25 protein-coding genes, 1 tRNA gene and 1 pseudogene are annotated in these 21,607 nt (G+C 65.6%); 9 read left to right on the forward strand and 18 right to left on the reverse strand.

What is annotated here, in order from left to right:
• Positions 1-77 precede the first annotated feature (77 nt).
• Together V3B48_RS10930 and V3B48_RS10935 are read right to left on the reverse strand one after the other, a co-directional pair.
• Positions 78-380, reverse strand: a complete 303-nt coding sequence (locus V3B48_RS10930; protein WP_049421442.1) for a hypothetical protein — start codon at positions 378-380, stop codon at positions 78-80.
• Between the two features lie 184 nt (positions 381-564).
• A pseudogene (locus V3B48_RS10935) lies at positions 565-1,854 on the reverse strand (tryptophan--tRNA ligase); the annotation flags it as partial.
• Positions 1,855-1,962: 108 nt separating this feature from the next.
• On the opposite strand from V3B48_RS10935, the gene V3B48_RS10940 reads away from it, so the two are divergent.
• Positions 1,963-2,763, forward strand: coding sequence for a hypothetical protein (locus V3B48_RS10940; protein ID WP_329893728.1), 801 nt, complete (start codon positions 1,963-1,965; stop codon positions 2,761-2,763).
• 73 nt (positions 2,764-2,836) lie between these two features.
• On the opposite strand, the gene V3B48_RS10945 is transcribed toward V3B48_RS10940, so the two are convergent.
• From V3B48_RS10945 to rocF, 3 genes are all read right to left on the reverse strand, one after another.
• On the reverse strand, positions 2,837-3,058 hold the full coding sequence (locus tag V3B48_RS10945) for a CsbD family protein (protein ID WP_004153772.1): 222 nt from the start codon (positions 3,056-3,058) through the stop codon (positions 2,837-2,839).
• A 203-nt stretch (positions 3,059-3,261) separates the two neighbouring features.
• Positions 3,262-3,399: an entericidin A/B family lipoprotein gene (locus tag V3B48_RS10950; RefSeq protein ID WP_008266021.1), complete on the reverse strand. Its 138-nt coding sequence runs from the start codon at positions 3,397-3,399 to the stop codon at positions 3,262-3,264.
• Between the two features lie 162 nt (positions 3,400-3,561).
• Positions 3,562-4,482 carry an arginase gene (gene rocF, locus V3B48_RS10955; RefSeq protein ID WP_094001609.1) on the reverse strand — a complete coding sequence of 307 codons (921 nt, stop codon included), beginning with the start codon at positions 4,480-4,482 and terminating at the stop codon, positions 3,562-3,564.
• Between the two features lie 132 nt (positions 4,483-4,614).
• Here rocF and V3B48_RS10960 point away from each other — a divergent pair, with 132 nt between their 5' ends.
• Positions 4,615-4,962, forward strand: coding sequence for a hypothetical protein (locus V3B48_RS10960; protein ID WP_329893729.1), 348 nt, complete (start codon positions 4,615-4,617; stop codon positions 4,960-4,962).
• Between the two features lie 17 nt (positions 4,963-4,979).
• On the opposite strand, the gene V3B48_RS10965 is transcribed toward V3B48_RS10960, so the two are convergent.
• Positions 4,980-5,924 (reverse strand): ankyrin repeat domain-containing protein, encoded by a 945-nt coding sequence (locus V3B48_RS10965; RefSeq protein WP_329893730.1) that lies wholly within the window; start codon positions 5,922-5,924, stop codon positions 4,980-4,982.
• A gap of 583 nt (positions 5,925-6,507) precedes the next feature.
• On the opposite strand from V3B48_RS10965, the gene V3B48_RS10970 reads away from it, so the two are divergent.
• Together V3B48_RS10970 and V3B48_RS10975 are read left to right on the forward strand one after the other, a co-directional pair.
• Positions 6,508-6,915, forward strand: coding sequence for a hypothetical protein (locus V3B48_RS10970; protein ID WP_329893731.1), 408 nt, complete (start codon positions 6,508-6,510; stop codon positions 6,913-6,915).
• An 80-nt stretch (positions 6,916-6,995) separates the two neighbouring features.
• Positions 6,996-7,319 carry a hypothetical protein gene (locus V3B48_RS10975; protein ID WP_329893732.1) on the forward strand — a complete coding sequence of 108 codons (324 nt, stop codon included), beginning with the start codon at positions 6,996-6,998 and terminating at the stop codon, positions 7,317-7,319.
• Between the two features lie 57 nt (positions 7,320-7,376).
• Here the strand turns inward: V3B48_RS10975 and V3B48_RS10980 are convergent, their stop codons facing one another.
• Both V3B48_RS10980 and V3B48_RS10985 read right to left on the reverse strand, forming a co-directional pair.
• The gene (locus V3B48_RS10980; protein WP_049431463.1) at positions 7,377-7,679 is read right to left on the reverse strand and encodes an addiction module antidote protein; all 303 of its coding nucleotides are present in this window, start codon (positions 7,677-7,679) and stop codon (positions 7,377-7,379) included.
• 58 nt (positions 7,680-7,737) lie between these two features.
• Positions 7,738-8,025, reverse strand: coding sequence for a type II toxin-antitoxin system RelE/ParE family toxin (locus V3B48_RS10985; protein ID WP_010486984.1), 288 nt, complete (start codon positions 8,023-8,025; stop codon positions 7,738-7,740).
• 233 nt (positions 8,026-8,258) lie between these two features.
• Here V3B48_RS10985 and V3B48_RS10990 point away from each other — a divergent pair, with 233 nt between their 5' ends.
• From V3B48_RS10990 to V3B48_RS11000, 3 genes are all read left to right on the forward strand, one after another.
• Positions 8,259-8,858, forward strand: a complete 600-nt coding sequence (locus tag V3B48_RS10990) for a hypothetical protein (protein WP_329893733.1) — start codon at positions 8,259-8,261, stop codon at positions 8,856-8,858.
• 27 nt (positions 8,859-8,885) lie between these two features.
• The gene (locus V3B48_RS10995) at positions 8,886-10,010 is read left to right on the forward strand and encodes an XVIPCD domain-containing protein (protein ID WP_329893734.1); all 1,125 of its coding nucleotides are present in this window, start codon (positions 8,886-8,888) and stop codon (positions 10,008-10,010) included.
• 120 nt (positions 10,011-10,130) lie between these two features.
• Positions 10,131-10,982, forward strand: a complete 852-nt coding sequence (locus tag V3B48_RS11000; protein ID WP_201117865.1) for a hypothetical protein — start codon at positions 10,131-10,133, stop codon at positions 10,980-10,982.
• 127 nt (positions 10,983-11,109) lie between these two features.
• On the opposite strand, the gene V3B48_RS11005 is transcribed toward V3B48_RS11000, so the two are convergent.
• From V3B48_RS11005 to birA, 4 genes are all read right to left on the reverse strand, one after another.
• Positions 11,110-11,185, reverse strand: a tRNA-Thr gene (locus tag V3B48_RS11005).
• Positions 11,186-11,225: 40 nt separating this feature from the next.
• Positions 11,226-12,080, reverse strand: coding sequence for an SPOR domain-containing protein (locus V3B48_RS11010; RefSeq protein ID WP_329893735.1), 855 nt, complete (start codon positions 12,078-12,080; stop codon positions 11,226-11,228).
• Positions 12,081-12,089: 9 nt separating this feature from the next.
• Positions 12,090-12,821, reverse strand: coding sequence for a type III pantothenate kinase (locus tag V3B48_RS11015; protein ID WP_012509777.1), 732 nt, complete (start codon positions 12,819-12,821; stop codon positions 12,090-12,092).
• Positions 12,818-13,786: a bifunctional biotin--[acetyl-CoA-carboxylase] ligase/biotin operon repressor BirA gene (birA, locus tag V3B48_RS11020; RefSeq protein ID WP_329893736.1), complete on the reverse strand. Its 969-nt coding sequence runs from the start codon at positions 13,784-13,786 to the stop codon at positions 12,818-12,820. Before birA ends, V3B48_RS11015 begins: the two co-directional genes overlap by 4 nt.
• Positions 13,787-13,930: 144 nt before the next feature.
• Between birA and V3B48_RS11025 the strand changes: the two genes are divergently transcribed.
• Positions 13,931-14,209, forward strand: a complete 279-nt coding sequence (locus tag V3B48_RS11025; RefSeq protein WP_010486993.1) for a hypothetical protein — start codon at positions 13,931-13,933, stop codon at positions 14,207-14,209.
• Positions 14,176-14,967, forward strand: a complete 792-nt coding sequence (locus V3B48_RS11030) for a M90 family metallopeptidase (protein ID WP_329893737.1) — start codon at positions 14,176-14,178, stop codon at positions 14,965-14,967. The genes V3B48_RS11025 and V3B48_RS11030 overlap by 34 nt, the downstream gene beginning before the upstream one ends.
• Before the next feature lie 130 nt (positions 14,968-15,097).
• On the opposite strand, the gene V3B48_RS11035 is transcribed toward V3B48_RS11030, so the two are convergent.
• The 6 genes from V3B48_RS11035 to V3B48_RS11060 all read right to left on the reverse strand — a co-directional run bounded on the left by V3B48_RS11035 (position 15,098) and on the right by V3B48_RS11060 (position 21,388).
• A complete protein-coding gene (locus V3B48_RS11035; protein ID WP_032128221.1) occupies positions 15,098-16,522 on the reverse strand; it encodes a sensor histidine kinase in 1,425 nt (474 codons plus the stop codon).
• Positions 16,523-16,547: 25 nt separating this feature from the next.
• Positions 16,548-17,231, reverse strand: a complete 684-nt coding sequence (locus V3B48_RS11040; RefSeq protein ID WP_004136763.1) for a response regulator transcription factor — start codon at positions 17,229-17,231, stop codon at positions 16,548-16,550.
• 73 nt (positions 17,232-17,304) lie between these two features.
• Positions 17,305-17,679 (reverse strand): hypothetical protein, encoded by a 375-nt coding sequence (locus V3B48_RS11045; protein WP_032128191.1) that lies wholly within the window; start codon positions 17,677-17,679, stop codon positions 17,305-17,307.
• A 212-nt stretch (positions 17,680-17,891) separates the two neighbouring features.
• A complete protein-coding gene (gene dusA / locus V3B48_RS11050; RefSeq protein WP_329893738.1) occupies positions 17,892-18,923 on the reverse strand; it encodes a tRNA dihydrouridine(20/20a) synthase DusA in 1,032 nt (343 codons plus the stop codon).
• A gap of 206 nt (positions 18,924-19,129) precedes the next feature.
• Positions 19,130-19,780, reverse strand: coding sequence for a DUF6338 family protein (locus V3B48_RS11055; RefSeq protein WP_329893739.1), 651 nt, complete (start codon positions 19,778-19,780; stop codon positions 19,130-19,132).
• A 144-nt stretch (positions 19,781-19,924) separates the two neighbouring features.
• A complete protein-coding gene (locus tag V3B48_RS11060; protein ID WP_329893740.1) occupies positions 19,925-21,388 on the reverse strand; it encodes a SulP family inorganic anion transporter in 1,464 nt (487 codons plus the stop codon).
• Positions 21,389-21,607 lie beyond the last annotated feature (219 nt).

A 21,607-nucleotide genomic window follows, 5' to 3' on the forward strand; every position in this document is an offset into this window, starting at 1 on the left:
GTCGGCGCCGGCCGCGGCGCCCCCCCCGGCCCCCCCCCCCCCCCCGGCGGGCCCCCCCCCGCCCCCGCCACTACCGATCAGCCGGAGCGCAATGCGAACCGCGGCCGCAGCAACAACGCCAGCACCAGCACCGCCAGGAACGCGCCGTAGGCGTACAGCACCGCCAGCACCTGCGGCCAGATCGGGCCGGCGCCGGGCTGCACCACGCCAATGCGGTAGCCCCACAGCATCGACACGATGCTCAGCGCGAATGCGAGCACCAGGGTGGTGGTATCGAACAGGCGCCGCCGCGCGGTGCGCGGCTGGCGCGGGAACAGCCAGTACAGGCTGCCCAGCAGCAGGAACCAGGGCAGGAACAGCAGCAGCGACAACCAGGCCATCGCAGACTCCATGTCATCGCGCCGGAGGCGCGCGGACATCATGCCATGACCTTCGTTCACGGGTAGTGCCGGCCGCTGGCCGGTATTTCCTATGCAAATGCCGTGGTAGTGCCGGCCGCTGGCCGGCATTTCCGGGAGCCTGGGGAACGTGCAGTTGCCGGCCCGCGGCCGGGCCTGCCCCATACGCGGCGCGCAGCACGGCCAGGGCAGCCAGCACTACATCCACTTCCGCTTCCAGCTTGAACAGCTCGCTCTGCAACTGGTCACCCTGCTCGGCCTGCTTGATCACGGCAATCAACTGCCCCGCATCGCGCGGCGAATCGAAGCCTTCGCTCTGGATCAGCAGGGTGCCGTCACCAGCGGTCAGCTTGAAGTAGAAGCGGCCATCCTTTTCGCGGTACTGCTTGAACAGCGGCGGTGCCACGCGGGCCACGCCGGCATCCTCGCTGGCGATATCACCCGCGCTGGACAGATCACGCAGGCCGACCGCATGGCGCAGCTCGTCCAGCAGCGGTGCCGCCAGCTGCTCGCGCAGCTGCTGGCCACGGCGCTTGAGCAGCGCCTCGATCTTCTCCGGCTCGGCCATCAGCGCGTTGTAGCGCTCGCGCAGCGGCGAGAGCTCGCTGTCGATGCGCTCGAACAGCTGCTGCTTGGCATCGCCCCAGCTGATGCCGGCGGCGAACGCCTTGGCGAATTCCGCGGTCTGTTCCGGGGTGGCGAACGCCTGGTACATCTGGAACAGCGCCGAGCCCTCGGTGTCCTTCGGCTCGCCGGGTGCGCGCGAGTCGGTCAGGATCGAGAACACCAGCTTCTTCAGCTCCTCGCGCGGCACGAACAGCGGAATGGTGTTGTGGTAGCTCTTGCTCATCTTGCGGCCATCCAGGCCCGCCAGCGTCGCCACCTGCTCGTCGATCACCACGTCCGGCAGCGGGAAGTACTCCTTGCCGTACACATGGTTGAAGCGCTGGGCGAAGTCGCGCGCCATCTCGATGTGCTGGATCTGGTCACGGCCCACCGGCACCTGGTTGGCCTTGAAGATCAGGATGTCGGCGGCCATCAGCACCGGGTACATGAACAGGCCGGCGCTGACGCCTGCGTCCTCGTCCACACCTTCCTCGCGGTTCTTGTCCACGGCCGCCTTGTAGGCATGCGCGCGGTTGAGGATGCCCTTGCTGGCGATGGCGGTCAGGAACCACATCAGCTCGGTGGTCTCGCGGATGTCGCTCTGGCGGTAGAACCACACGTGTTCCGGGTCCAGGCCGCAGGCCAGCCAGCTGGCCGCGATCTCCAGGGTCGCGCGCTGGGTGCGCTGCGGGTCCTGCGACTTGATCAGGCTGTGCAGGTCGGCCAGGAAGAAGAAGCTCTCGATCCCCGGCGCGCGGCTGGCCGCGATGGCCGGACGGATGGCGCCAACGTAGTTGCCCAGGTGGGGCGTGCCGGAGGGGGTGATGCCGGTAAGGACTCGGGTCGTCATGACTGCGTGGGGTAACCTTCGATGAACGGGGCCAGTTTACCTTGCACGCCACCAACCCCGTCAGGGCCTGCGGCGCGTTCATTCACGCAACCCCGCTGGAGACGCCCGATGAAACGCCTGCTGCCCCTGCTGCTGATCCTGCCCCTGGCCGGCTTCCGCCCGGCCCCGATGCCGCCGCCGGCGTACGAGGGCGGCCCCGTGCGCATGGCCCTGGTCGACCGCGACCGCGGCACCGAACTGCGCAGCTACCCGGCCGAAGGCCAGCGCTGGGTGGCCGGCGAACGCGGCCACCGCTACGCCGTGCGCCTGTACAACGACAGCCCGCGCCGGGTGCTGGTGGTGCTGTCGGTGGACGGCGTCAATGCCATCTCCGGCGAGGATGCCGATCCCTCACAGACCGGCTACGTGCTCAATCCCGGCCAGCGCGCCGACATCACCGGCTGGCGCAAGAGCCAGGATGAAGTGGCGCAGTTCGTGTTCAGCAGCCCCAGCGGCAGCTACGCCAGCCGCACCGGCCGCCCGGACAACATCGGCTTGGTGGGCGTGGCGGTGTTCGAGGAAGCGCGCCGCTGGCGTCCGCAACCGATCCTGCGCCGTGGCCTGCCGCTGCCAGCCCCGGCGGCGGAAGCGTCGGCCGATGCCAGCGCGAGCAGCAGCCGCATCGAGGGCTACGCCAACAAGTCGCAGGCGCCAGCGCTGGGCACCGGCCACGGTGCACGCGAGCAGTCTTCGGTGCGCGATACCGATTTCGAACGCGCCAGCCGCAGCCCCGCACAGGTACTGCAGCTGCGTTACGACAGCGCCCGCAACCTGCGCGCACGCGGCATCCTGGTGGATTCGCCGTCGCGCCTGCCGCGCGAACCACAGGCCTTCCCCAACCGCTACGTGCCGGACCCGCCGGCGCGCTGATCGTCCCGCCCAGACAACACAACGCCCGCAACCTCTCGGTGCGGGCGTTGTGCTGTGGGGGAAACCGAAGTGCTTACTTGTAGTCCGGGTAGTCCTTGCTCACGGCGTCCTGGAACTCACGCACTTCCTTCTCCGCGCGGTCCTTGGCCCAGCCATAACGTTCCTGCAGGCGACCGGCCAGATACTCGGCATTGCCTTCGGCCACATCGAAGTCGTCGTTGGTCAGATCGCCCCACTTGGCCTGGGCCTTGCCCTTCAGCTGCGACCACTTGCCGGAAATGATGTCTTTGTTCATTGCTGGGAGTCCTTGGTTGCAACGGCGTTCTTACCGTGGCTCCAGCTTCGCGCAGCGGCTGTTGAATACCGGTCAACCGGCAATGAAATAGATGCTCACCTGCTTGAATGGTTCACTCCGCTTCGACAGCACGCAGCGAAAAGCACGCGCAAAAAAAGGCCGGGGAAATCCTCGGCCTTTTCTCTTTCCGTTCCGTGCAGGGCTCAACGGCCCTTCGCGGTGTCCTCGACCTTCTCGCCCGCCTTCTGCACGTCCTTGCCGGCACCGGCAATGGTGTTGCAGCCGGCCAGCAGGGCCACCGAGAACATCGACAACAGCATCAGGGCAACTACGCGCTTCATGGGCTTCTCCTTGGGTTTGCCGCTACACCGCTTCATTCGCGGATGGGATTGTTTCGCTCGGCGGGAGAAGGCCAACGCCCACCACCGCCGCGTGAAGTGCAATCTGGCGGCAGTGGCGTGGAGCGGGCGTGAACGGATCACAGATCCGTTCAGGCGGCGCCGTCAGTCACGCATCAGGGTGGACTTGCCGAACAGGCTTTCGACCAGGTCCACGGCCAGTTCGGCGGTGGCATTCTGCTTGTCCAGCAAGGGGTTGAGCTCGACGATGTCCAGCGAACCCATGCGCCCGGTGTCGGCGATCATCTCCATCACCAGTTGCGCCTCGCGGTAGTTCACCCCGCCCGGCACAGTGGTGCCCACGCCCGGCGCGATGCTGGGGTCGAGGAAGTCCACATCGAAGCTGACATGCAGATGGGTGTTCTCGTCGATGCCTGCCAGCGCTGCTTCTACGGTGCGCTTCATGCCGTTCTCATCGATGTAGCGCATGTCATAGACATCCACCTTGTGGGTCTTGATCAGGCGCTTCTCGTCCGGGTCCACCGAACGGATGCCGATCTGGTGCATCTGCGCCGGGGTGATCGCCGGCACGGTGCCGCCGAGGCGGGTCAACGCATCCGGGCCGAGGCCGCACAGGCAGGCCACCGGCATGCCGTGGATGTTGCCCGACGGGGTCACGTCGCTGGTGTTGAAATCCGAATGGGCATCCAGCCACAGCACGCGCAGGGTCTTGCCCTGCTCGCGGCACCAGCGCGCCACGGCGGTGATCGAACCGATGCCCAGGCAGTGGTCGCCGCCGAGCATGATCGGCATGCGGCCAGCCTGCAGTTCGGCATAGCTGGCTTCCATCAGCGCATGGTTCCACGCCACCACTTCATCCAGGTGGCGGTAGCCTTCCACCGGCGCGGTCCACGGGTTGCGCGGGCCATCCAGGTTGCCCAGGTCGCGCACGTCCACGCCGCGTGCCTCCAGCGCCTCCGGCAGGCCCGCCACGCGCAGCGCTTCCGGGCCAAGCCGGGCACCACGATGGCCCGCACCGACATCGGTGGGAACGCCAATCAGGGATACGGAAATGGGATGGGCCATGGGTGCCTCCTGCGGTGGGGAAAAAGAAGCACAGTCTAGCCAGAGCTGTGTGACACCACTCGCGGCGGTGCAGCAGGGCATTGGCATGGCATGATGCCGCGCGGACCCAACCGCCCTTCATGGAAGATTGCGATGTCGCCCTTCATCAACACTGCCTGGCCGCGCTTTTTCATCGTGGCACTGCCCATCGCCCTTTTTGCGGTTCTGTTGAACAGCACGGTCGATGCGACGCCGAACGGTTGGTTGATCCAGATGGCGCTCCTGCTGGTGCCGTTCTCCATCCTGGTGTTCCTTGGGCTTGGCTGGCAGCGTCTGCGCAAGGCACACGCCGAATATCCAATCCTGAAGAGCGAACTGCACCGTATGCTGTCGGCGTTGATCGGCAACGTAAAAGTGGCCGCGCTGTGGTTCGGGCTGACCTTGGTCGGAACGTTCGCCCTGATGCTGACGTGGGTATTGCTGCGGAAGACGTGTGGTTGACGCGCGGCGGGTCGCGCTCAGAGAATCGCCGACGACCACGCTTCGGTGCGGAACAGGCGCTTCTTCAGCACGTCGATCCGCCATTGCCCTGCCACGCGCTTGAGCACGAACAGCCGTTCGTAACGTAGAGCGCGGGATTTCTGTGCATGGTCACGTACCAGCACTTCGGCCTTGGAGGCCGTCGGCTGACCGACGGCGGCCAGCAGATCCTCCGGCACGTGCACCGGCGGATTGCCCACCGACATGCCCGTGGAATACACCCGCTTCCGGTCGGTACACCAGGCCGCAAGGATGTTCGCGCGCTCCTGTTGGAATGCTGGACTACCGAGCAGGTCTCCACCGGCCTTGGCATCACGGTAACCACGCGTTTCCCACGCATGGCAGGCCAGCATATAGCCACGCACCACGGCTGCCGGTTCCCCTTCTGCGGCCGGTTCAGGCCACGCAAGCGGCGACGCCTCCTCCAACACCGGTGGCATCTGTGCGCCCGCTGCCTGCAGGCACTGCACCACAGCCGCATGCCCGCGCGCTTCGGCCAGCGACAGCGCATTGCGTCCTTCGAAATCCACGCGTGCGACATCAGCACCGCCAGCCAGCAACAGCTCGACCATCGGCAGATGACCGCCCTGCGCCGCCACCATCAGCGGTGTGCGATGCAGTTCCGGCGAGGCCACGTTCAGCGAGGCGCCGCGCGCGATCAGCAGGCGTCCGATGTCTGCGTCGTCGCGCTCGGCCGCCCATCCCAGTGCGGTAAAGCCCACGGCCGCACAGGCATGCTCGATGTTGGCACCGCGGTCCAGCAGCCGCGCCACCGCGTCAGCCTTTCCGGCGATCACCGCCGACAACAACGGCGTGCGTCCGGTGCCTTTGTGCCGCCACTCGATGTCCGCGCCGGCATCCAGCAGTGCGTCGATGCGGTCGAGATCCTGTTGTTCGGCCGCCTTGGCCAGGAGGTGGGACATGGGGGGCTTCCGTGGGGTTGGCACAGGCCCGGTAGCTTAGTGCCGTCGCAACGCCGGGGCCACTTTGTGCCGATGTGAAGCACCGATGCCGTTGGCCGCTTATGATGATCGGGTGGGTGAACTGTGCGGTCAGTTAAGTTGGCTTTACGCGTCGCTTCGCCCTGCGCGCAGGTGGCTGCGCGGCGATGGGCCATTTGCCCGCATGTTCCAGCGCTGCGCGATATGTCGCTTTTGCCATGCAAGTGCGCAGAACAAGCCAAACGCGATAATTCATTTTTCCTTTCAGATCGCCCGATGCCATCGAAACAAACGACTGGCAGGCGGTGATTTCACATGCGCATGATGAATCGCCACCTGCAAAGGTGGCCGGGACTTCCAAGCCCGTTTAATCGAAGCTGTATACGCTTGCCAGCCGGCGTCGTCCTTCCAGGTGCGGCGCCGGCTGGCAATCCGTTCGCCGATCGACGGCGGGCGGTGCGTGGGGGCCCTGTGCCCGCCGGCTCATCGATTTCCGGTCTTGGAAGCCACGCATCGCCCGCCACCCTCTTCGGGTGGCACCTCTGTTCCTGACGAGGATGCCCGCATGTCCAACGCCCATCACCCCTACCTGACCGCAACCCTGGGCGAGGCTGCCCTGCGCCTGCCGCCCGAACTGGTGCAGCCGTTGGAAGCGGCATTCGCCGCTGCGAACGAAGCGCCCGCGCCGATCAATCTGCCCGGCTGCCTGCAGCGCATCCAGGCGGGTGACGCCGCCGATGGACAGCCGTGGCCGGGACCGGCAGGCGCACCTGGCGACGCCGTGGCCGCCGCACGCAGGGATCGCGCTGCGGTTGGCCTGGTGTCGCTGCTGGAGCTGTATCACGCCGCTGAGCGCGTGCGCGTAGACGGGGAAGAGAAAGACGATATCGGCGATGGCACGCGCGAAGGGCTGATACTGGCCTGTCGGGGGCTGGCGGAGTATGTCGCGTTACAGGTGGGTGGGGCTCAATAATGCGGAACATTGAGATCCCAATTGCACAGGTTCACAACGTCACTGCCCCAGCTATCGAATCGAGCATACCCGCTGCTGGAATGAGCACACCTTATCCAAACCTGAAACCTGTTCTCGTTGAGCTGCGGCTGGACGAAGTGGATTCGCGCGGCGGTGCTGTTGCCGAGATGATCGCGTCCACCGCACGCCCCATGGCGCGTTCCATGAGTCCTGAACTCATGTGGTATAGCTTCGTCTTGAATGACAGAGCCATCACCCAAATCCGTCCCGGCACGCGGACAAACTGCACGATCTCATTCATCAATTACGAAGGTGCGAAGGAGGCGTTCCCCTGTGGCACATTGGCCGCCTTCGGAGACGGATCGTCGACAAGAGGCTTGATCCGCATCATCCGGTTTGATTGAACCTGTTCGCGCCAGACTTTCTGAGATCGCCGAGCTTGAGCGAAATGCCCTGATGCTTTACACAGCGCTGGCGTGCAATCGCACACCCAGGGCCCGGGTCACCTTCAGGATGGTCGCGAAATCCGGGCTGCGCTCGCCCGACAGTGCGCGATACAGACTCTCACGCGACAAGCCCGCCGCACGCGCAACCTTGCTCATGCCCTGAGCGCGAGCGATATCGCCGAGCGCCTTGGCGATAAATGCAGAATCACCGTCGCTTTCTTCGATGCAGGCGTCGAGATAAGCCGCCATCTCCTCCGGCGTCCGAAGATGCTCGGCCACATCAAATGATTTGAGTTCGACTTTTCTCTTGATGGCCATGATGGGACAGCTCCGGTACTTCAGTATTGAGTCATTTCGCCTACAGCCAGTTCGATGCTCACAGGGCACGCGCAATCTCCCTGGCCTTCTCGATATCGCGCTGCTGTGAACCCTTGTCGCCTCCAACCAGGAGAATCACCAACTGCCTGCCGCGCTGGGTGTAGTACACGCGGTAACCCGGTCCTGCATCGATACGCAATTCAGAAACGCCATCCGCCAGATAGCGGTGATCTCCGGGATGGCCTTCAGCGAGCCGACCGATACGGGCCAGGATGCGAGCGCGTGCGGTTACGTCCTTGAGAGCGTCAATCCATGTCGCGAACTGACGGGTACGCTGGATCTTCATGGAGGACTGTAGCCTACTGGCTACAGTCTTTCAACTATCGGGAATGCACACATGGAACTGTGCTCGGTCTCCCATCTGGCACTCCCTCCCTCGCAGCCGACGCCCCGTCTTTTCAAATTGGAAAGTGGAACCGGGTGCGTTTTCAGTAGCTCATTGTTCACGCGGACCCGATCCGCACTCACAAAATGCTGTGCTAGATTCAAGAGTGTGACATTGGCGCGCGAGATGCTTTCATGAATGCATGGGTCGAGAAATGCGCTTCTTCATCAAAACGCGGACTTCAGCGCCGCCTCTGGATCGCAGCGCGTCGTCGCCTCGCGATCGCTATTCCGGCGCTTGTGCTGGCAGCATGTTCGAGTGCCGCGCCGCCGACCCCATCAGATCATCCGAATCAAAGACAGTCCGTCGAATCAGGGAGTGAAACTGGTATGGAGCGATTCAAGAACGACATCGAGCGTTTGACCAAGGTGCGTTTTGATGATGTCGACGCATTGAATGAACAGCTCCACACACACCTGGGAGAACCGACTCGACAAGGCTTGAGGGACGAGCGGACCGCAGAACGCGGCATGCTGGGCGGACTTGAGATCCAGAACATCACGCTGAGAAGTCCTGCCGACGATCCTACGCACGCGACCTTGGTCTTTGAGGTCGCCCCACCGAGCATCGCGCTCGGGGAAATCATCTGGGAGGAATCCGCCATATATCCACCCCATCCGGATGCGCCTGATTCCCGCCCTTACTGGTCTGCTCAGGTGAACAGTGCCAAGGTTGTACTCGGGCTCTCCCTTGACCACGAGACGCTGACCTACGTATCGATCAGTCAGCGCTGATCCCTGTCATTGCGAAGGAGCCGCACCATGGAGCGTGCTGAAGAATTTGCACTGTCACAGCCGCAGGAGAGTGGCCGACCAGGGGCCACACATCGTCCGGCTTCGCCTTTGGTTGATCCTTCGCTGGTACCGCTTCTGACCAAATCCCCAACACTTCGAGCGGGTCTTGCACAGGCTGATCACGACAACCTGGGTGTCGAATGGGGGCCAGCCGGTGGCGGCACCTATCTTGTTCCCGGTGTGAAGATCGTCATTGACGAGAACGCCATCGGGCAAGGCTCCAGAATCGCACGTTCTCTTTCTCATGAAGTTGGGCATCATCTCTTCACCGAGCAACCAGATCGGGCGTCTAAGCAGTCCTTTGTGAACGCCTCGCTGCGAGGAGAAGCAGCTGCCACGCTCAGCAATGTCCAGGTCCAGCGTGAAATCACCGCAGCCGGAGGACCGAACATTGGCGTGTCGGGCACAGGCGATCGCCCCCAGCAGTATGGAGCCATTGCCGCGAAACTCGAGGCAGGGCAGATCAACCGTAACCAAGCACTAAGTCAGATCGCTGACGTGTTCAAGACGGAGGCTCCTTCTGTTGGTCCTCATGCGACATACGAGCTTTACTATGGCGCGCACTATGATCAGCACATAGCACCCACGCAGCGTCGACGTAGGCCCGAGCCAGAATTTGACGCCGAGCGCACTTCGGCTGCGGAAAGAGACGCCGTGGTCGCCGACGACTCACTCCCAGTGCAGCGAACAGCTTCCTCAGTAGCTGAACTCGGCAACGCTGACCGCTTTCTCTACATGCAGATAAGAGCGGGTGTGGAACGCCTGGACGCCGAGAGCGGGAAGCAGTGGGATGAGTCGAGCCAGCGCATGTCCGCGAGTCTGTTGGTACTCGCGAAGGAGCAAGGGCTTGCAAGAGTTGACCACGTTGTATTGAACAACCCGACAGAGTCCCTTGCACGTGGCGAGAAGGTATTCATCGTCGAGGGAGCGATGGACGATCCTGCCCAACGCCGTGGAACCATGAATACGATGGACGCGCTTCGCACATCTGAAGCAGAATCACTTCATCGCGCTGAGGCCTTGGCAGTAAATCTTGAACAGCCATCAGCGCAGCAGGTTCATGCGCAGGATGGGCCATCGTTCTCAAGGTAAGACTGCCGAGGCGCTGGGTGTGCCGCCTTTCGAACCACCCGGCAAGCGCCTGTAGCATTGCAAAGTGGCGCCGACACATGGGGGACCGCTTATCCGAATCGAACGGATGACCTGGTTGCCGTGGAACAACTGACGCTGTTGGCTGGAGCGAGGGCATCAGCCCCGTTTTCGCATGGGGACAAGATGCACACAATCGCAATCTTCCTGGTCAGCGTCTGCACCATTGTTCTTTCAGGCTGCGCGACTACCGCACTTCCGAAAGGGGTTGCCTCAGCTGGATATACTGAAGTTGTTTCCGTCCCTCTAGGCCCTCTTCGCTACTTCTACACGGCTTCCATGCTTCCTGGTCAGAACGCCGTAGGCACGACTTATCTCGTCCGCTGCGCGAACACCGAGCGGACGATCAACCTACAGATCGCGGATGGGCTTACGATTGACGCCGAAGAGGCTTGTGCACGTGTCGATGCGGCGGCTGCCTCATCCGAGTCATGGATACCGGCAGCATCGAATAGCTATCGGATCCTTCTTGTACAGGAAGGCACTTCTGCGGTAGCGCGGGCAAGGTCGCTTGGCCGCTTTGCCACGGGCAGGACGCTCGCGCTTGTGTCACCGGTCTACGGCGATCAACACCGGACCTTCGCAAATCTCGTTGATCTGGTTGCGCACGAGAGCGTTCATGCATTGGGCCATGCTACAAAGCATCCCCGAGCGCTGGACGAAAGAAGCGCCTACTACGCGGGCCTATGCGCGCAACTTCAGATCAACGGCTTCATCACGGAAGAAGGTTTGCCGGGGGCCCCTCTCGCGTCCGGCGATCAGGCCGTACGCTACTCCTCGCAGGAAGCCTATCGCGTGCGGCTGGAAATCTATCCGTTGCTGGCGGGCGGAGGCATCCGGCTTGGAACTCCACCCGGCAAGTTGATGCTGCATCGTTGTCAGCAGATCAGACGCGAGATGAATCGGCTTCGGTAGCCTCATTGGCCCCGTCCAGAACCTGAGCCCAAGGGTCGTTTCCCCGATCATCGCGAATGGGCCAGCGCGCCGCTCTGGCCTTTTTTACTGAAACCGCCATTTCCAACGCGTTTCGGCGCTTCTCATGTGGTGCCGCTTATCCGAATCGAACGGATGACCTACTGTTTACAAGACAGTTGCTCTACCAACTGAGCTAAAGCGGCATGGGTGGTGCACCGGCGGCAGCGCCTCGGTCCGGGGATTCTAGCGCAACCGTGTGCATTCCAGCGACCGGCTCTGTGCCGCCCCGCTGCGCTGCTGGGCCTGGGCCAGCTGCGTGCCCGCCGCCAGCTGCCCTTCCAGCCACCACTGGCCGGCGTCGCCGCTGGCGATCAGGCGCGGCTGGAAGCCAGCGGCCTGCACCGCCGCCATGCGGCGCTCGGCGCCTTCACGGTTGCGGTACTGGCCCAGCGCCACGGCGTTGATGTCCTCGCCCTGGCTGATGATGTAGTAGTCGCTCAGGCCGGCGGCGACGATACGCTTCACCGTGGCCTGGGCTTCTTCGCGGCTGGCGGCGGCCGACAGCATCACCCGGAAACGTGCGCTGCCGCTGGCAGCAGGCTGTTCGCGCAGGCGCACCTGACTGATGACGTTGCCGGCCTTGCCTTGCGCACTGGTCGCAGCAGCGCGATCGGCGAACGGGCCCAGCGCGACGCAGCGCGGCGGTTCGGCAGCCACGGGCGGGGTTACGGGCTTTTCCGGCGCCGGGGTCGGGGTCGGTGCAGGCGGTGTTGCCGGCTTGGCAGCGGCAGCAACCGGCGTAGCCTCAGCCGCCCGCGGCTTGGCAATCTCCGGCTTGGCCGGGGCGGCGGGCGCCGGCGTTACAGCCACGGCCGTCTTCTCCGCCGGTTCGCGCTCCATCAACGGCGCGGTCGGCGCGGCAGCCGTGGCTTCGGCGGCCGCAGCGGCATCCACGCCACCGGGCACCCACCGCAGCTCGGCTACGCCAGCCGGTTGCGGCGGCGGCGCGGGCGGTTGCGGTGCATCGCGCAGCAGCCACCAGCAGGCGACGCCAAGATTGAGGATGGCCAGTACGACGATCAGGGCACGGGTCAGCATGCGCGGATACTAGCCTGCGGGCTGGTGCACCGCCCAGCGGGCGAGGCCATCCAGCACCAGCGAGGGGTGGTAGTCGGCGCCGGGCAGCAACGGCATCAGCGCCGGTGCGCCGCCACCGTGCACCAGCAGCGACGGTGCCACGCCCAGCAGCGCATGCGCCTGCTGCGCGCTGCGTTCGATCAGCGCCACGGCGGCGCCATCGCAGCCGGAGGCCAGCGCATCGGCGGTGTCGTTGGCGAACTCGCTGTAGTCACCCCCGGTGGCCGGCAACTGCACGGCACGCGCGTGCAGCGCTTCGCGCATGGTGGTGGGCGATGCGGAAATGCGCCCGCCGTGATGCTGGCCATTGGCGTCGAGCAGATCAATCGTCAGTGCGGTGCCCACGCCGACCACCAGCACCGGGCGCTGCGCCTTGGCGGCGGCCAGCAGGGCCAGGAAGCGGTCGACGCCGAACTTTTCCGGTTTGGCATAGGCAATGCGCACGCCCGCGCATTCGGCGCTGGTGCGCACCACATGCACATGCTCGAAGCGGCGCTGCAGCTGGTCCAGCATGGCGCTGGTCAGCGACGGCGCGGCCACGCTGGCCACGAACGCGGTGGTGCCGCTGGGCAGGCTGTGCGGCGGCTGCCCGGCCATGCCTTCGGCGCCGTGCGCCCAGGCCTGCACGTCGCCGGCACGGTCCCCCTGCAACGGCGCGAACTTGAAGCGCGAGTTGCCCAGGTCGAACAACCAATCGCTCATGCCGCCCTCACGCTGACTTCGCCGGCGTGCAGCAGGCGTTCCTGGCCATCGATGCGCACGCGCAGCGCGCCGTCGTCAGCCAGGCCAAGTGCGGTGCCGTGCTGCCACTGTCCTTCCAGTTCCACGCGCACTTCGCGGCCGGCCAGCATGTCGAACGCGGCATAGCGCGGCAGGAACGGGGCCAGTCCTTCGCGATCGAATTCTTCCAGCGCCGGCAGCAGGCGCGTCAGCACGGCAGCAACGACCACGTTGCGGTCCACCGGCTTGCCGGCCAGCGTGTCCAGATCCACCCACGGCTGGGTGATCTGCTCGGCGAACGACGGTGGCATATGCGTGTTGATGCCGATGCCGATCACCGCGCGCGCCGGGCCGGCGTACTCGCCACCGCCTTCTGCGAGCAGGCCGACCAGCTTGCGCTTGCCATCGACGATCAGGTCGTTCGGCCACTTCAGCTGCGCCTGGGTGTAGCCCAGGTCGTGCAGCGCTTCGGCCACGGCGATACCGGCCACCAGGCTCAGCCCGGCCAGGCGGCCGAGGCCACCGGAGTACAGGCGCAGCACCGACAGGTAGATATGCGCGGCCAGCGGCGAGGCCCAGGCACGGCCGCGACGGCCACGGCCGCCGGTCTGGCGTTCGGCCAGCAGAACGTTCACCCCGCGCTGGGGCGCGCTGCAACGCAGCAATTCGGCGTTGGTCGAGTCCACCGTCCAGGCCACCTGCAGGTCGTGCAGCAGCGGCAGAACCCCGGCCGGCAGGCCGGCGCGGATCGCGTCCGGGTCCAGCAGATCGACCGGGCGGGTCAGGCCGTAGCCTTCGCCAGCGCGGCCCTCGACGTCCACACCGGCGGCCCTAAGTCCTTGAATACGCTTCCAAATGGCCGCCCGGGTCTGGCCCAGCTCACGGGCCAGGGCATCGCCGGACAGGCGACCGGCAGCGAGTTTGGCCAGCAATTGGCGATCGTCCACGGCAGCTTCCACGAAGTCAGGAAGGAATTATGCGGGAAAGCCGCCAGCGACGCCCGCCACGCTGGGTTTCGCGGGGGCTTCCAACGGCGCGCCGGGTTCGGGCTAGAATCGGGAACTCACCCTCCCTTAACGTGGATGTCGTCAATGCGCCGTTACGCCCATTGCCTGATCCTGCTGACGATGCCCTTCGCGGCGTCTGCGACGGCAGCGCTGGACGACAGCCGTGGGGCCTGCGTGTCCTCCAATGGCGATGCCGCCTCGCAGCGCGCGCCCACCGCCAGCGCATCGGCCGCCAGTACCAAGGCGGCGCCGGTACGCCCGGCAGCCAGCACCACCACCGGTGGCGGTGGCAGCGACGACGACATGCTGCCGCGCATCCGCGCGCCGAAGTGGCACAGCTACCTGCCGGGAATGTTCCGCTGATCAAGTCGTTGCTGCAGTGGCTGCGGCCTGCGCCGCGGCCGATCGACGATGCACTTTGGGATGACGCCTGCCGCCGCGCGGCGTGGCTGCACGGACTGGACGACGAACGCCGCACGCGCCTGCGTGTGCTGACCACGCGCTTCCTGCATGAGAAGACCATTACCCCGATTGGTGAGCTGCAGCTGCAGGCCGGCGATGGCGTGCTGCTGGCCGCGCTGTGCTGCCTGCCGCTGCTGGAATTCGGCGAGGTGGGACTGGAAGGCTGGTCGCAGCTGATCGTCTACCCGGATGCGTTCCGCGTGCACCGCAGCCACATGGATGCGGCCGGCGTGCTGCACGAGTGGGATGACGAACTGATTGGCGAATCGTGGGACAGCGGTCCGTTGATCCTGTCCTGGGCCGATGTGCAGGCCGACCTGGCGGCGCCGCACGAGGGCTACTGCGTGGCGGTGCACGAAATGGTGCACAAGCTGGATGCACTGGACGGTGCGATGGACGGCACGCCGCCGCTGCCGCGCGCATGGCAGCGCGAGTGGGCGGCCACGTTCCAGCAGGCTTACGATGCCTTCTGCGTGCGGGTGGATGCCGGCGAAGAGACGTTGATCGATCCGTATGCGGCCGAAGCGCCGGAAGAGTTCTTCGCGGTGACCAGCGAGTACCACTTCTCCGCGCCGGATCTGCTGCAGCAGGCGTTGCCGGAGGTGGCCGCGCAGCTGCGGCGGTTCTATGGCAAGCCGCCGGCGATCGAAACACGGTAGTGCCGGCCGCTGACCGGCAACCTGGCAATGCCACCGAAGATCATGGGGTTGCCGGCCAGCGGCCGGCACTACCACCGGAACGCCACGCGTTGTTGCGCCAGGCGATGGCCGGCGGACGGGAACGCGCGGATTACGGCCCCGGTGGCAGGCGCACTTCGAAACGGGCGCCGCCCAGTTCCTCGGAGCGGCCTACAGCCAGTTCACCGCGGTAGTCCTTGATCAGGTCCTGCACGATCGACAGGCCGATGCCGTGGCCCTGCACGCGCTCGTCGCCACGCACGCCACGCTGCAGCACCTTGCCGATGTCATCCGGGGCGATGCCCGGGCCATCGTCGTCCACCGCCAGCAGCAGGCCGGCGCGGCGCGCGTTCGGTGCCGGCAGCGGCTGCGCGGTCAGCAGCACGCGGCGGTTGGCCCACTTGAAGGCATTCTCCAGCAGGTTGCCCAGCAGTTCCTGCAGGTCACCCGGTTCGCCATGGAAGCGCGCGGCCGGGTCGATGTCGAACTCGCACAGCACGCCCTTCGAGGCGTAGACCTTTTCCAGGCCACGCACGATTTCCTCGGCGTTGGATTCGATCGGCAGCGGCGCGGAGAACAGCTTGTGGCCCGACGACGCAGCACGTGCCAGCTGATAGGAGACCAGGTTGTTCATGCGCTGCAGCTGCACGTCCAGCTCCTCGCGCAGCGCGCCATCGCCCGCGCCACTGTCCATCTGCGTGCGCAGCACCGCAATGGGCGTCTTCAGGCTGTGTGCCAGATCGGCCAGGGTGTTGCGCTGGCGCTCGAGATTTTCGCGCTCGCTTTCAATGAAGGCGTTGATGCTGTCGGTCAGCGGTTCCAGCTCGCGCGGGTGGCGCTCGCTCATGCGCGCGGTCTCGCCACGCTGCACCTTGGTCAGCTCGGTGATCACGCGGCGCAGCGGGCGCAGGCTCCACTGCAGAATGACGGTCTGCAGCAGCAGCAGGATCAGGCCGATACCGCCCAGGTAGAACCACACCCGGCCACGGAACACCCGCAGCTGCGCACCCAGCGCGCGCGAGTCTTCCATCACGTAGATGGTGTACGGGAATTCGGTGGCGGGATCGGCGTCGGCGTCCCACACCAGGCCCAGGCCATAGCGGTACACCGAGCCCTGGCTGCCGTCGATCTGGATCATCGGCAGCGGGCCTTCGAACACTTCCTGGCGCGGCGCCAGCAGGCCACCGCCGACGGTGGGCAGCATCGGGCCTTCGGCGGACATCGAATTGCCCTTGCCGTGCGGCATCACCACCTGCAGGTACAGGCCGCTGCCGGGTACGTCGAAGCGCGAATCCGGTGGCTGCTCGCGGATGTACAGCGAGCGGTCGCGGGTGAAGTCGATGCCGGCCGCATAGGCGGTGGCGTAGTTCTTCAGGCGCTCACGCAGGTTCGCCTTCGCCGTATCGGCGAAGGCGGCGTCGAGCGCGTAACCGGCCAGTGCCAGGAACGCGACCAGGCCCACGGACGCGGCGAGCATCTGGCGCGCCTGCAGTGAGCGCGGCCGCCAGCGTCGGAAGAACCACAGACGGCCGGACATCATGGTATCGCCAGGGTGAGCCGGCTCAGCCCTCGTTGCGCGGGATCGCGAAACGGTAGCCGCGACCGCGCACGGTCTCGATCGGCTTCAGTTCGCCATCCGGGTCCAGCTTCTTGCGCAGGCGGCCGATGAACACTTCCAGCACGTTCGAGTCGCGGTCGAAGTCCTGCTGGTAGATGTGCTCGGTGAGATCGGCCTTCGAGACCAGTTCACCGGCATGCATCATCAGGTACTCCAGCACCTTGTACTCGTAGCTGGTGAGGTCGACATTGCTGCCGGCCACGCTGACGGTCTGGGCGGCGAGATCCAGCGCAACCGGGCCGCATTCCAGCGTCGGCTTGCTCCAGCCAGCGGCGCGGCGCAGCAGCGCGTTGACGCGGGCCAGCAGTTCTTCGACGTGGAACGGCTTGACCAGGTAATCGTCGGCGCCCTGCTTCAGGCCCTCGACCTTGTCCTGCCAGCTCGAACGCGCGGTCAGGATCAGCACCGGGAACTTCTTGCCTTCGTCACGCAGGGCCTTGATCAGCTCCATGCCCGACATCTTGGGCAGGCCGAGGTCGATGATGCCGACATCGAACGGAACTTCGCGCCCCATGTAGAGGCCTTCCTCGCCGTCCTGCGCAGCATCGACGGCAAAGCCTTCGCGCTTGAGCCGGGCTGCCAGGGTCTCACGCAGCGGGGCTTCGTCTTCGACCAGAAGGATACGCATGAACTCTCCCTAGTGTCCTGGGTGTGGCCCGGAGGCCTGTGGGGTACGGGTTGATAGCGACGACTATCCCTGTTCAGGGGTTATCGCCGCGTAGTGATGACATATCCGACCGCGGCGTGCGCGGCTGTGAACGCGACGGGGCGGGGTCGTCCATGTAGCGGACCCGGCCCCGATCGTCCATGTACTTCACCCGGTTGATATCACGACCATCGAACGGCACGCGCTCGGCGCCGAGGATGTGGCCGCCGGTGGTGCGCTGCACGCGGCGCACGGCATCGGACAGCGACCGCTCGTCGCCACGGCCACCGCGCTCGCCCCGCTCCATCATCTCCGCCCGCCCCTGGTCGCCGCGCGGCGGCTGTTGCGCCAGCGCCGAAGACAGCGGCACAGCCGACAGGACCACGCAGGTGGCCAGGGCAATGCGGCGATGGAAGGGAGCGGAAGACATCGATGCGATCCTAGCCGAGCACGGCGATTCGTTCAAAAGTCGTAAATCCGGGGCCGGGTTCGAAACCCAGCGTTTTACAAATCTTTTGCAAATTCTTGGTTTACAGCGGTGAATCCGGTCTGAACTTTTCCGGCCCTGCGCCCGAGTTGTTCAGCTAAGTGAACATTCGGGACGAATCGCCGTCTCTTGTCAAGTCAGGAATGTGACTGCGGTCACGCTGCGGCGCGATCAGCTTCGCGGTCGGTGACCGCCAAGGCCTGTTCGATCAGGCTCCAGCCGGCGCCGGGGCGGTGTGCGCCCTCGCTCAGCACCTGGCGGAATGCGCGCCCGCCGGGTTGGCCGTGGAACAGGCCGAGCAGGTGGCGGGTGATGTGCTTCAGCGCCAGGCCTTCGCCCAGCCGCGCCTCGATGTAGGGGCGCATCGCGCGCAGCAGGTCGCCACGGGCCTGCAGCGGGGCGCCGGTATGCAGCGCCTCCAGTTGATGCAGCAGGTAGGGGTCGTGATAGGCCGCCCGGCCCAGCATCACGCCATCGACGTGCGCGGCCTGCGCCTGCACCGCCTCGAGGCTGGCCAGTCCACCGTTGATCACCACCGGCAGTGCCGGGCGCTCCTGCTTCAGGCGGTAGGCCCAGTCGTATTTGAGCGGGGGAACCTCGCGGTTCTCCTTCGGCGACAGGCCCTTCAGCCACGCGTTGCGCGCATGCACCACCACCATCGCCGCACCGGCGGCGACCTGGCGGTCGACGAAGGCGGCGAACACGTCGTAGTCGTTGTCCTCGTCCACGCCCAGGCGGCACTTCACCGTCACCGGGATATCAACCGCGTCGACCATCGCCGCGACGCATTCGGCCACCAGCGCCGGCTCGCGCATCAGGCAGGCGCCAAAACGCCCGGCCTGCACGCGGTCGGACGGGCAGCCGCAGTTGAGGTTGACCTCGTCATAGCCCCACTCGGCGGCGATGCGCGCGGCCTGCGCCAGCAGCATCGGATCACTGCCACCCAGCTGCAGCGCCAGCGGCTGTTCGCTGCGGTCGAAGCCGAGCAGGCGCTCGCGGTCGCCGTGGATGACCGCGTTGGCGTGCACCATTTCCGTGTACAGGCGCGCGCCCGGCGCCAGCACGCGATGGAACACGCGGCAATGGCGGTCCGTCCAGTCCATCATCGGGGCAACGGACAGGCGCAGGGAATCGGCGTAACGGGCGGTGGCGGACGTCATCGGGGCATTGATCGTGGAGACTGGCATTGCCAGTGAGATCAATAGTTTACACCGCGCGGCTGAATGCGCCCGGTCAGCCGCGCTGCGAGCGCCGGTTGGGCCCGGCTCCGGCTGGCGGCCGGGGCGGGCTGGGCGGTGGCGGCGGACGCTTCCTGCCCTCGGGGAGCTTGGGGTTCGCGTTCTCCATGGATACGACCAACTGGTCCAGTGGTGGGTTGGAACCCTTCCTCAACTTAGCCATCGTCTGTCTCCTGGAGAATCTCGACCCAGTGCACATCCACTGCGTGAATCAGTATGCCATCGAGCTGCGGAAGCTCGACCACGGCGGGGCTGGCCACGGGATCCGCTGCTGGATCGGCACCTTCATCGGGTGGATCCGCATCCACCAGCCAGGCCGGCATCTGCATGTAGAACTGTCCCGCAGCGGGGCTGATCGGCCACTCCTTGGGATAGCCGGTCAATCGACGGCCATCCTTCAATTGCAGCACCACGAAGGCAGGACGCGTACCGAGCACGCGGTACCACTCGCTCGGGTGGGATGTCCTCGTGGTGAAGCCTGCACGACGGAGAACCCTGTGGAGGGAATCCTTGTTCGCAGCGAGGGCCAATCCTGCCCCCAGCAGTGCGGCGAGGACAAAACCCCATAGCAGGCTGCTGGTCTCGGTCCAGGTCCCCAGCACAAAGCAGCGACCCGCCAGCAGGAGCATCAGTTCGGTGAACTTGACCAGCACCTGGACCGCGAAGGTGAACACCAACGCTTCCACGGTCCGTTCGAACTGCGGCGGCTTGGGATGGGATGTCAGCCCATAGAACACCCATGCAGACAGGAAACCCGGCAGCAGAAAGGTCAGCAGCGTGGTGGCGTTGTTGAAGAGCGAATCCATTCCGGCAGAAGTACTCCGTCGTGAGGATCACAACGGAGCACGATCGCGGCGATTCTTCCACCCTGGGTGGGGTTCACAGGCTGAAGATGCAGCAACCGCAACAGCGGCCATGGCGTTGCAGTTGCTCCACGAGAGCCGATAGCGTCAATGCGCGCTGCCAGCAGCGCCTTTGCCACCCACCTGTTCAATGAGGGTCTGGCTGGCCGCATTGAGCCCCACCACCGTCACCTCCGCCCCATGCGCGGCCAGCTTTTCCTGCGCCCGCTCCAGCGCGGCCACGGCAGTCAGATCCCACAGGTGGGCATCGCGCAGATCGATCTGCACCTTCGGCGCCACGTGCTGGTAATCGAACGCCGCACCCAGCTGCCCTGCCGAGGCAAAGAACACCTGCCCACGCACGCGGTAGACCTGGGTGTCACCGGCATCGTCGCGCTGCACGTCCAGCATGCGGCCAACCTTGCGCGCGAAGAACAGGGCCGACAGCAGCACACCGCTGAGCACGCCCTTGGCCAGATCGTGGGTAGCCACGGTGACCACCACGGTCAGCAGCATCACCGCAGAGGAACTGCGCGGATGCGTGCGCAGGTCGCGCAGCGAGCGCCAGCTGAAGGTGCCGATGCTGACCATGATCATCACCGCCACCAGCGCCGCCATTGGGATCTGCCGTACCAGTTCGCTGCCGTACACCACCAGCACCAGCAGGAACACGCCAGCCACCAGGCAGGACAGGCGGCCGCGGCCACCGGAGGTCACGTTGATCACCGACTGGCCGATCATCGCGCAACCGGCCATGCCACCGAGGAAGCCGGTGACCGTGTTCGCCACGCCCTGGCCGACACATTCGCGGTTGCGCTCGCTGGGCGTCTCGGTGATGTCCTCGACGATCTGCAGGGTCATCATCGATTCGAGCAGGCCGACCACGGCCAGCGTGGCCGACACCGGCAGCAGGATGCGCAGCGTCTCCCAGGTGAGCGGCACATCGGGCAGCAGGAAATGCGGCAGGCTGTCGGGCAGCTGGCCCATGTCGCCGACGCTGCGTACGTCCACGCCGAAGCCGATCACCACGGCGGTCAGCACCACAATGGCCACCAGAGGCGACGGCACCGCGCGGGTAATCCGTGGCAGCAGGTAGATGATCGCCAACGCGGCGGCGCACAGCACGTAGACCGTAGGACCGCGACCGATCAGCTCGGGCATCTGCGCCAGGAAGATCAGGATCGCCAGCGCGTTGACGAAGCCGGTGATGACCGAGCGCGAGACGAAGCGCATCAACGAGCCGAGCTTGAACACGCCGGCCAGCACCTGCAGCAGGCCGGCCAGGATGCTGGCGGCGAACAGGTACTGCAGGCCATGGTCCTTGACCAGGTCGACCATCACCAGCGCCATCGCACCGGTGGCGGCGGAGATCATGCCAGGGCGGCCGCCAGCAATGGCAGTGATGACGGCAATCGAGAACGCGGCGTACAGGCCAACCTTGGGGTCGACGCCGGCAATGAGCGAGAACGCGATGGCCTCGGGAATCAGGGCCAGGGCGACGACGATGCCGGACAGCAGGTCGCCACGGATGTTGCCGAGCCATTGCTGGCGCAGGGGGTAGGACGTTTGCATGGGAAAGCTCCGCGCGCAGGCGGGCGTAGCCGCATGGCGCTGCAGTGGAAAGACACGGGTTCCTGAGCCGGGCGGGCCGGCTGCCGATGTGCGGCAAGGGTCAGGGTGGCGTGATCACTGCAGGCGGGCGTCGGTACGTGGGAGGGGCGCAGTCTACGGGAAGCGGCCCTACGGGGGTAGAGCGGTTGGCCGGCGAAGGCAGCGAAAGGCAGCGGAGCC

This window comes from Stenotrophomonas sp. SMYL20, assembly GCF_036320045.1.
GTDB lineage: Bacteria > Pseudomonadota > Gammaproteobacteria > Xanthomonadales > Xanthomonadaceae > Stenotrophomonas > Stenotrophomonas maltophilia_A.